Source organism: Pseudomonas sp. GM80 (genome assembly GCF_000282515.1).
GTDB lineage: Bacteria > Pseudomonadota > Gammaproteobacteria > Pseudomonadales > Pseudomonadaceae > Aquipseudomonas.
Genome location: NZ_AKJD01000175.1, coordinates 21,598 through 30,977 on the forward strand (window position 1 = coordinate 21,598; position 9,380 = coordinate 30,977).

The window sequence follows — 9,380 nt, forward strand, 5'->3', positions numbered from 1 at the left end:
GACCGGTTTTTCATGTTCCTTTGACAAAAACGGGCATAACCTTAGTTACAACAGGTTGCCCCGAAAGGCCTACAACCTGCCGTCCGCGGACTTAAAAGTCAATCAGGCATTCCCCGGCCGGTATCCCAAACCATTGAAATCATGTGTTTTTCAGACAATTGGCTGAAGGATGGCTGTCGCCTCGAGGTTCTTATGAGTCAAGCGTTTCTGCCGTTTTCGCGTCCGAGTATCGGTGAAGAAGAAATAGCCGCCGTCGAACAAGTATTGCGCTCAGGCTGGATTACTACCGGCCCCCAGAACCAGGCATTGGAAGAACAGTTTGCCGCTTATATAGGTTGCCAACATGCCGTGGCACTTTCCTCGGCAACCGGCGGCATGCATATCACGCTGCTCGCCCTGGGCATTGGCCCGGGTGATGAAGTCATTACGCCGTCGCAAACCTGGGTCTCGACCGCCAACATGATCTCGTTGCTCGGCGCCAAACCGGTGTTCGTCGATGTCGACCGCGACACGCTGATGACCGACGCCGCGCGCATCGAAGCCGCGATCACGCCGCGCACCAAAGCGATCATCCCGGTGCATTACGCCGGTGCCGCGTTTGATCTCGATCCGCTGTACGCCCTGGCTGAAAAACACGGGATCGCCGTGATCGAAGACGCCGCACACGCCGCCGGCACCCGCTACATGGGCCGCCACGTCGGTGCGCAAGGCACGGCGATTTTCTCCTTCCACGCGATCAAGAACATGACCTGTGCCGAAGGCGCGATGTTCGTCAGCGACGACGCAGCACTGGCCACTCGTGTGCGCATGCTCAAGTTCCATGGTCTGGGTGTTGACGCCTACGACCGCCTGACCGGTGGCCGCAAGCCGCAGGCGCAAGTGATGGAGCCGGGGTTCAAATACAACCTCGCTGACATCAACGCCGCGATCGCCCTCGTACAACTGCAGCGTCTGGACGCGATCAATGCGCGCCGCACCGAACTGGCCGCCGCCTACCGGCAAAAACTCGAAGGCCTGCCGGTGCAGCCGCTGGCGGTACCCGACTACGCGCAGACCCACGCCTGGCACCTGTTCATCCTGCGCATCGACAGCGAGCGCTGCGGCATGGACCGCGAAGCTTTCATGAAAGGCTTGCAGGACCAAGGCATCGGCACCGGCATCCATTTCATCGCCACCCACCTGCACACCTGGTATCGCCAGCGTGACCCACACCTGTACCTGCCCAATACCGAGTGGAACTCGGCGCGGCTGTGCTCGATTCCGTTGTTCCCCGACATGAGCGATCAAGACCTTGATCGCGTGGTCGGCGCCATCGCCACTCTTATGGACAAACGCCTGTGAAACCCTATCCGATCCGCTGTGTGTCGATCGTCATCCCGGTCTACAACGAACAGGACAGCCTGCCGCAACTGCTGCGCCGCACCGAAGCGGCGTGCCGGATGCTGCGTCACGATTATGAAATCGTCCTCGTCGACGACGGCAGCCGTGACGAGTCCGCCAACCTGCTGGAAGAAGCCGCGAGCCGTGAAGACAGCCCGTTCGTGGCGGTCATTCTCAACCGCAACTACGGCCAGCACGCGGCAATCATGGCCGGTTTCGAGCAATGCAAAGGTGACGTGGTGATCACCCTCGACGCCGACCTGCAGAACCCGCCGGAGGAAATTCCGCGCCTGGTCGCCGAAGCCGAGAAAGGCTACGACGTGGTCGGCACCGTGCGCGGCAACCGTCAGGATTCGGCGTTGCGCCGTTATCCGTCGAAGCTGATCAACCTCGCCGTGCAGCGCTCCACCGGCGTCGCCATGAGCGACTACGGCTGCATGCTCCGCGCTTACCGCCGCACGATCATCGACGCGATGCTCGCCTGCCGCGAACGCAGCACCTTCATCCCGATCCTGGCCAACAGCTTTGCCCGCCACACCACGGAAATCGTCGTCGCCCACGCCGAGCGTGAACACGGCGATTCGAAGTACAGCCCGATGCGATTGATCAACCTGATGTTCGACCTGATCACCTGCATGACCACCACGCCTTTGCGTTTGCTGAGCATTGTCGGCTTCGCCATGGCCGGGCTCGGTGTGTTGTTCGCAGCAGCGCTGATCGTGTTGCGGCTGGTATTCGGTGCCGGCTGGGCCGGTGACGGCATGTTCGTGTTGTTCGCGGTGCTGTTCGTGTTCACCGGTGGCCAGTTCATTGGCATGGGCCTGCTCGGCGAATACCTCGGGCGCATGTACAGCGACGTGCGCGCCCGCCCGCGTTTCTTCGTTGAAAAAGTCTTGCGCGGCCAACCCGCCATGCCGCCGCGCGCCATCACCGTCGACGGTCTCTCCTCCTCCAATGATCAGGTTCTCTCATGAGCGCAAAAACTGTTGTCTTCGCTTACCACGATATCGGCTGCGCCGGCATTCAAGCCCTGCTCGACAGCGGCTACGACATCGCTGCTGTGTTCACTCACGCCGATGACCCGAAAGAAACCGCGTTCTATGCCTCGGTTGCGCAACTGTGCGCGCAAAAAGGCATCCCGGTGCACGCCCCGGAAGACGTCAATCACCCACTGTGGATCGAGCGCATTGCCAAGCTCGACCCGGAATACATTTTCTCCTTCTACTACCGCAACCTGCTGAGCGAACAGCTGCTGACCACCGCGAAAAAAGGTGCGTTCAACCTGCACGGTTCGTTGCTGCCGAGCTACCGTGGCCGCGCCCCAGCGAACTGGGTGCTGGTCAACGGCGAAACCGAAACCGGCGTGACCCTGCACCGCATGGTCAAGCGTGCCGATGCCGGCGCCATCGTCGCTCAGCAACGTGTGGCCATCGAACGCAGCGACACGGCGTTGAGCCTGCACGGCAAATTGCGCATCGCCGCGACCGATCTGCTGCGCGACATCTTGCCCGCGATGCTGCAAGGCAAGATCAGCGAAACCCCACAGAACGAATCGAAGGCCACAGTCTTCGGCCGTCGCAGCGCAGCGGACGGCAAACTGCTCTGGGCGAAACCTGCCGAGCAGTTGTTCAACCTGGTTCGCGCCGTGACCCAACCTTATCCGGGTGCATTCTGCGCCGTGGGTGAGCACAAACTGATCGTCTGGAGCGCCGAAGTCGTCAAGGGCAACGACGGTCAGGCACCGGGCCGGGTGATCAGCGTCGATCCGCTACGCATTGCCTGCGGCGAAGACTCGCTGCTGATCCTCTCCGGTCAGCGCAACGACAACGGCCTGTTCCTCAGCGGCCCGCAACTGGCCAATGAACTCGGTCTGGTCGACGGCTCGCTGCTGCGCGGCGCTGAGTCCGGCCGTGCGCCGCGTCGCACCCGCGTGCTGATCCTCGGCGTCAACGGTTTCATCGGCAATCACTTGTCCGAGCGCCTGCTGCGTGACGACCGCTACGAAGTGTATGGCCTGGACATCGGCTCCGACGCCATCGAGCGTCTGCGCAGTCACCCGCACTTTCACTACGTCGAAGGCGATATCAGCATTCACTCGGAGTGGATCGAGTACCACATCAAGAAGTGCGACGTGGTGCTGCCACTGGTAGCGATTGCCACGCCAATCGAATACACCCGCAACCCGCTGCGCGTGTTCGAACTCGACTTTGAAGAAAACCTGAAACTGGTGCGCTACTGCGTCAAGTACAACAAGCGCGTGATCTTCCCCTCGACCTCAGAAGTCTATGGCATGTGCCAGGACAAGCATTTCGACGAAGACACCTCGAACCTGGTGGTCGGCCCGATCAACAAGCAGCGCTGGATCTATTCGGTATCCAAGCAATTGCTGGATCGGGTGATCTGGGCCTACGGCGCCAAGGGTTTGAATTTCACCCTGTTCCGCCCTTTCAACTGGATGGGCCCGCGCCTTGATCGCCTGGATTCGGCCCGTATTGGCAGCTCCCGCGCCATCACCCAGTTGATCCTCAACCTGGTCGAAGGCACGCCAATCCGTCTGTTTGACGGTGGCGAGCAGAAACGCTGCTTCACCGATATTGCCGATGGCGTCGAAGCACTGGCGCGGATCATCGATAACGATGGCGATGTCTGCAACGGCCAGATCATCAACATCGGCAACCCGGACAACGAAGCGAGTATTCGCCAGTTGGGTGAAGAGTTGCTGCGTCAGTTCGAAGCGCATCCGCTGCGCGACAACTTCCCGCCGTTCGCCGGTTTCCGCGACGTCGAGAGCAAGGCGTTCTACGGCGCCGGTTATCAGGATGTCGAACACCGCAAGCCAAGCATCGCCAACGCCAAGCGCCTGCTCGACTGGACGCCGACCGTGGAAATGCGCGAGACCATCGGCAACACGCTCGACTTCTTTTTGCGTGAAGCCATGCTCGAACAGGCGGACATGCGCTAATGCAGGCCGGTCTACGCATCGACGTCGACACCTTTCGCGGCACCCGTGACGGTGTGCCGCGCTTGCTGGAAATGCTCGACGAGGCGCAGATCAAGGCGACGTTTTTCTTCAGTGTCGGCCCCGACAACATGGGCCGGCATCTGTGGCGCCTGATTCGCCCGCAGTTCCTCTGGAAGATGCTCCGTTCCAACGCCGCCAGCCTGTATGGCTGGGACATTCTGCTGGCCGGTACGGCGTGGCCGGGCAAACCGATTGGCCGCGAGCTCGGGCACCTGATGCGTCAGGCCCGCGACGCCGGTCATGAGGTTGGCCTGCATGCGTGGGATCACCACGGCTGGCAGGCGAATGCCGGGCGCTGGAGTGACGCGCAACTGATCGAACAGATCCGTCAGGGCGTCGACACCTTGAGCGACATTCTCGGTGAAAAAATCCTCTGTTCGGCCGCCGCCGGTTGGCGTGCCGACGAGCGCGTGATCGAGGCCAAGCAAGCCTTCGGTTTTCGCTACAACAGCGATTGCCGTGGCACGCGGCTGTTCCGGCCGTTGTTGGCGGACGGCACGCCGGGCACGCCGCAGATCCCGGTGGATCTGCCGACCTTCGACGAAGTGGTCGGCCCCATCGTCGCGGCGCGGGACTTCAATGGTTTCATTCTTGATCACTTTCGTGCGCAACAGCTCAACGTCTACACCATTCATGCCGAAGTCGAAGGCATTCTGCTGGCTGAGGATTTTCGTCAACTGCTGGCCGCTGCGCGCCAGCGAGGTATCGACTTCACACCGCTGGGCGACTTGCTGCCCGAGTTCTTCAACAGCTTGCCCGTGGGTCGCGTACAACGCGGCGCCCTCGACGGCCGTGAAGGCTGGCTGGGAGTGCAAGACGCATGACTAAACGCTGGGCATTGCCGCTGCTGCTGTTGGGCATCTGTCTACTGGCTTACCTGCTGCCATTGGGCACGCATGGTTTGTGGATTCCTGATGAGACGCGCTACGCGCAAATCAGTCAGGACATGTTGCTGAGTGGCAACTGGGTATCGCCACACTTCATGAGCCTGCGCTACTTCGAGAAACCGATTGCCGGCTATTGGATGATCGCGCTCGGGCAAGAGCTGTTCGGGCAGAACCTGTTTGGCGTGCGCTTCGCTTCGGCGCTGAGCACCGGGTTGAGCGTGTTGCTGTGTTACCTGGTCGCCCGGCGTTTGTGGAACGAGCCACGCAAAAGCTTTGCCTGCGCCCTGCTCTACATGAGTTTCACCATCGTTGCCGGTCAGGCCGGGTACGCCAACCTCGATCCGCAATTCACCTTTTGGGTCAACCTGAGCCTGGTGGCGCTGTGGTTTGCCGTCGACAGTCAAACCAGCGGCAAGCGCATGCTTGCCTGGGCAATGCTGGGGCTGGCGTGTGGCATGGGCTTCATGACCAAGGGTTTCCTCGCGTGGCTGTTGCCGGTGTTGATCGCTCTGCCGTGGATGCTTTGGCAAAAACGCTGGCGTGAACTGCTGATGTACGGCCCGGTGGCGATTACCATCGCGATCGTCGTCAGCTTGCCGTGGGTGCTGTCGGTGCATGCACAAGAGCCCGACTACTGGCGGTTCTTCTTCTGGCACGAACACATTCGCCGCTTTGCCGGTGACGATGCCCAACACGACGCGCCATGGTGGTTTTATCTGCCGCTGCTGGTGGCGTTCAGTCTGCCGTGGGCGGGTTTGATCCCGACCACGCTCAAGCAAGCCTGGCAAACGCGCGCCCAGCCCCGGGTGGTGTTTCTCCTGCTGTGGCTGCTGATGCCGCTGCTGTTTTTCAGCCTGAGCAACGGCAAATTGCCGACCTACATCCTGCCGTGCCTGCTGCCGATGGCGTTGCTGCTCGGTCATGCGCTGGCCGACCGTTTGCGTCTGGAGCAAGGTCGGGCGCTGAGCATCAATGGTGTGCTGAATCTGCTGTTGGGCGTCGTCACGCTGATTGCGCTGGTGTACCTGCAACTGACCAAACCGGTCTACGACCACGAATTGCACAGCATGGTGCTGGTGTTCATTGCCCTAATCGGCTGGATCATCGCCAACCTGCTGCAAGCGTTCCTGCCGTTGCAGTGCTGGGCGGCGCCGGCGCTGGGCAGTCTGTTGCTGATCGCGGTATTGCCGGCCGCGATGCCCAAATCGGTGGTGGCCAACAAGATGCCCGACCAATTCATCAAGCATCACGTCACCGAACTGGCGCAGACCGATCACCTGCTGAGCAACGACCTCGGCGCGGCGTCGGCGCTGGCCTGGCGTCTGAAAACCCCGCAAGTCGCGTTGTACAACACGATAGGCGAATTGAAATATGGCCTTGCCTATCCTGACGGCATTCAACAACGGGTCGATCCCGATCAAGTGCAACAGTGGATGCGCGAGGCGCGCCGCAGCGGTTCGGTCTGCGTGGTGATGCGCGTCAAGGGGCAGGACGAACTGGACGAAATCGACAGATTGCCAAAGGACGGCGTCCGTTATGAGCAGGGCAACCTGGTGATCATGATTCTGCCCAAGGAGGCGTCATGAGCCTGTTGCTGCTGTTGGCCGCTTGCCTGCTGACCTGTCTGGGACAGGTTGCGCAAAAGTACGCCGTGGAGAGCTGGCGCGGTGTTGAGTCGACATGGGCCGCCAAACTGCGCTCGCCATGGCTATGGCTGGCCCTGCTCGCCCTCGGCTCAGGTCTGCTGGTGTGGCTGCTGGTATTGCAGCGCCTGGAAGTCGGCATCGCCTACCCGATGCTCAGCCTCAATTTCGTGCTGATCACCCTGATCGCCCGCTTCGTCTTCCGCGAGCCCATCGACCGTCAGCATTGGTTGGGCGTGGCCTTGGTGATCGGCGGCGTGGTGTTGTTGTTGGGGCAGCAATCATGAACGCGCGTCGCGGAATCACTTTCGCCCTGGGCAGCGTTTTGCTGGTCAGTGCCGCGCAACTCGCGATGCGCTGGAGCATGACCCGCCTGCCCGTGCCGGAACACTGGCTAGCGCTGGACAGCCTCGACCTGCGCGCACTGGCCGTAGTCATCGCGGCGATTGTTGCCTACGCCCTGTCGATGCTCTGCTGGCTGGTCGCCCTGCGTGACCTGCCGCTGGGCCGCGCCTACTCGCTGCTGAGCATCAGCTACGCGCTGGTGTACCTGCTGGCAGCCAGTCTGCCGCTGTTCAACGAATCCTTCAGTTTCACTAAATCACTGGGCGTGGCGCTGGTCATGCTCGGGGTCATCACCATCAACACTCGTCCGGCTCGTGCGCCCGAATTCAGGAGTGCTCCATGAAAATCACAGTATTTGGCAGCGGTTACGTCGGTCTGGTGCAAGCGGCCGTGTTGGCCGAGGTCGGCCATGATGTAGTGTGCATGGACGTCGACCAGAAGAAGGTCGACCTGTTGCGCCAAGGTCACGTCAGCATCTTCGAACCGGGGCTGGCCAGCCTGGTACGCGAAGGCCTCGATTCGAAACGCCTGCTGTTCACCACCGATGAAAAACTCGCGGTGCAGCACGGTCGGGTGGCGTTTATTGCGGTGGGGACGCCGTCGCGTGAGGACGGTTCAGCGGATCTGCGTTACGTGCTTTCAGTGGGCGACGCGATTGCTCGCCATCGTGAACAGCCGCTGATTCTGGTGGAAAAATCCACCGTACCGGTGGGCACCGGCGACACCTTGCGCACGCACATCGAAAAAGCGCTGATCAAGGTCGGTCGCCTGCTGCAGTTCGATATCGTCTCCAACCCGGAGTTTCTCAAGGAAGGCTCGGCGGTTGCCGACTGCCGCCGGCCGGACCGCATCGTCATCGGTTGCGAAGGCGATGAGGTGCGCGACGTGATGCGTGACCTGTATTCGCCGTTCAACCGCAACCATGACCGCATCATGTTCATGGACCTGCGCAGCGCCGAGCTGACCAAATACGCCGCCAACTGCATGCTGGCGACCAAGATCAGTTTCATCAACCAGATCGCCGAACTCGCCGAACACCTTGGCGCCGACATTGAATCGGTGCGTCAGGGCATCGGTGCCGATACGCGTATCGGTTACCACTTCATCTATCCAGGCTGCGGTTATGGAGGTTCGTGTTTCCCCAAAGACATGCGTGCGCTGATCCACAGTGCCGAAGAAGCGCACTGTTCCAGCGACTTGCTGCAAGCGGTCGAGGCGATCAATCAGCGGCAGAAACACAAGTTGTTTGAGCGCATCAATGCGTTCTACCAAGGCGAACTGCGCGGCAAGACTTTTGCCCTGTGGGGCTTGGCGTTCAAACCGAACACCGACGACATGCGCGACGCACCGAGCCGTGTGCTGCTGGAGGAATTGTGGGCCGCCGGCGCCAGCGTGCGCGCGTTCGACCCGGAAGCCATGCAGGAGACCCAGAACCTTTACCCCGACGAATCGAGGCTGATGCTGATGGGCACCCCGGAATCGGTATTGCCTGGCGCTGACGCCTTGATCATCTGCACCGAATGGCAGCAGTTCAAGGCGCCGGATTTTGACCTGATCAAGCAGCGCCTCAACAATCCGGTGATCTTCGACGGCCGTAACCTCTACGACGCCGAGCGTCTGGAGCGCAACGGCATCCAGTACTTCCCGATGGGCCGTGGCGAATCGCGCAAATTGCCGATTCCGCTGCAACAGTGGCCGCACGCGTCCGACGTCGCTTGATGAGGCAGTCGCTCTGTACGCCGCCCCCCTTGTAGGAGCTGCCGAAGGCTGCGATCTTTTGATTGATCGTTCCCACGCTCCGCGTGGGAATGCAGCCAGAGACGCTCCGCGTCCCAAAATCAAAAGATCGCAGCCTGCGGCAGCTCCTACATGAATATGCTCATTCGCCTTGCACGGCCCGCTGACGTCGCGGCCCTCCCCGCCATCGAACGTTCGGCTGCGGAACTGTTCCGTCTTGATCCGCAATTGGCTTGGCTGGCGGATGCCGAGGTGGCGGATGTTGCGCAACATTTGCGGGCTATCGAGGAGGCAAATGTGTGGGTCGCCGAAACTCCCGAACTGGCGGGTTTGCTCCTGCCGACAATTCCCCTGTAGGAGCTGCCG

General features: G+C 61.1%; 7 protein-coding genes and 2 pseudogenes. All 9 read left to right on the forward strand.

Going from position 1 to position 9,380, the window contains the following annotated elements:
- Positions 1–192: 192 nt before the first annotated feature.
- Complete coding sequence (arnB, locus tag PMI37_RS24240; protein ID WP_008086024.1) at positions 193–1,341, forward strand: UDP-4-amino-4-deoxy-L-arabinose aminotransferase; 1,149 nt, start codon at positions 193–195, stop codon at positions 1,339–1,341.
- Complete coding sequence (gene arnC / locus PMI37_RS24245) at positions 1,338–2,354, forward strand: undecaprenyl-phosphate 4-deoxy-4-formamido-L-arabinose transferase (RefSeq protein ID WP_008086026.1); 1,017 nt, start codon at positions 1,338–1,340, stop codon at positions 2,352–2,354. Before arnB ends, arnC begins: the two co-directional genes overlap by 4 nt.
- Complete coding sequence (gene arnA / locus PMI37_RS24250; protein WP_008086028.1) at positions 2,351–4,342, forward strand: bifunctional UDP-4-amino-4-deoxy-L-arabinose formyltransferase/UDP-glucuronic acid oxidase ArnA; 1,992 nt, start codon at positions 2,351–2,353, stop codon at positions 4,340–4,342. The genes arnC and arnA overlap by 4 nt, the downstream gene beginning before the upstream one ends.
- Positions 4,342–5,226 (forward strand): 4-deoxy-4-formamido-L-arabinose-phosphoundecaprenol deformylase, encoded by an 885-nt coding sequence (arnD, locus tag PMI37_RS24255; RefSeq protein ID WP_008086030.1) that lies wholly within the window; start codon positions 4,342–4,344, stop codon positions 5,224–5,226. Before arnA ends, arnD begins: the two co-directional genes overlap by 1 nt.
- Positions 5,223–6,875, forward strand: coding sequence for a lipid IV(A) 4-amino-4-deoxy-L-arabinosyltransferase (gene arnT / locus PMI37_RS24260; RefSeq protein WP_008086032.1), 1,653 nt, complete (start codon positions 5,223–5,225; stop codon positions 6,873–6,875). The genes arnD and arnT overlap by 4 nt, the downstream gene beginning before the upstream one ends.
- The gene (gene arnE / locus PMI37_RS24265; RefSeq protein ID WP_008086033.1) at positions 6,872–7,219 is read left to right on the forward strand and encodes a 4-amino-4-deoxy-L-arabinose-phosphoundecaprenol flippase subunit ArnE; all 348 of its coding nucleotides are present in this window, start codon (positions 6,872–6,874) and stop codon (positions 7,217–7,219) included. Before arnT ends, arnE begins: the two co-directional genes overlap by 4 nt.
- Complete coding sequence (arnF, locus tag PMI37_RS24270; protein ID WP_008086034.1) at positions 7,216–7,620, forward strand: 4-amino-4-deoxy-L-arabinose-phosphoundecaprenol flippase subunit ArnF; 405 nt, start codon at positions 7,216–7,218, stop codon at positions 7,618–7,620. Before arnE ends, arnF begins: the two co-directional genes overlap by 4 nt.
- Positions 7,617–9,031, forward strand: a pseudogene (locus tag PMI37_RS24275) (UDP-glucose dehydrogenase family protein). Before arnF ends, PMI37_RS24275 begins: the two are co-directional and overlap by 4 nt.
- Before the next feature lie 115 nt (positions 9,032–9,146).
- A pseudogene (locus tag PMI37_RS24280) lies at positions 9,147–9,323 on the forward strand (GNAT family N-acetyltransferase); the annotation flags it as partial.
- Between the last annotated feature and the right edge of the window lie 57 nt (positions 9,324–9,380).

Excerpts from the sequence above, each read along its gene's own strand:
- arnB (WP_008086024.1), top strand. The coding sequence starts at position 193 with ATGAGTCAAGCGTTTCTGCCGTTTTCGCGTCCGAGTATCGGTGAAGAA.
- arnA (WP_008086028.1), top strand. The coding sequence starts at position 2,351 with ATGAGCGCAAAAACTGTTGTCTTCGCTTACCACGATATCGGCTGCGCC.
- arnD (WP_008086030.1), top strand. The coding sequence starts at position 4,342 with ATGCAGGCCGGTCTACGCATCGACGTCGACACCTTTCGCGGCACCCGT.
- arnT (WP_008086032.1), top strand. The coding sequence starts at position 5,223 with ATGACTAAACGCTGGGCATTGCCGCTGCTGCTGTTGGGCATCTGTCTA.
- arnE (WP_008086033.1), top strand. The coding sequence starts at position 6,872 with ATGAGCCTGTTGCTGCTGTTGGCCGCTTGCCTGCTGACCTGTCTGGGA.
- arnF (WP_008086034.1), top strand. The coding sequence starts at position 7,216 with ATGAACGCGCGTCGCGGAATCACTTTCGCCCTGGGCAGCGTTTTGCTG.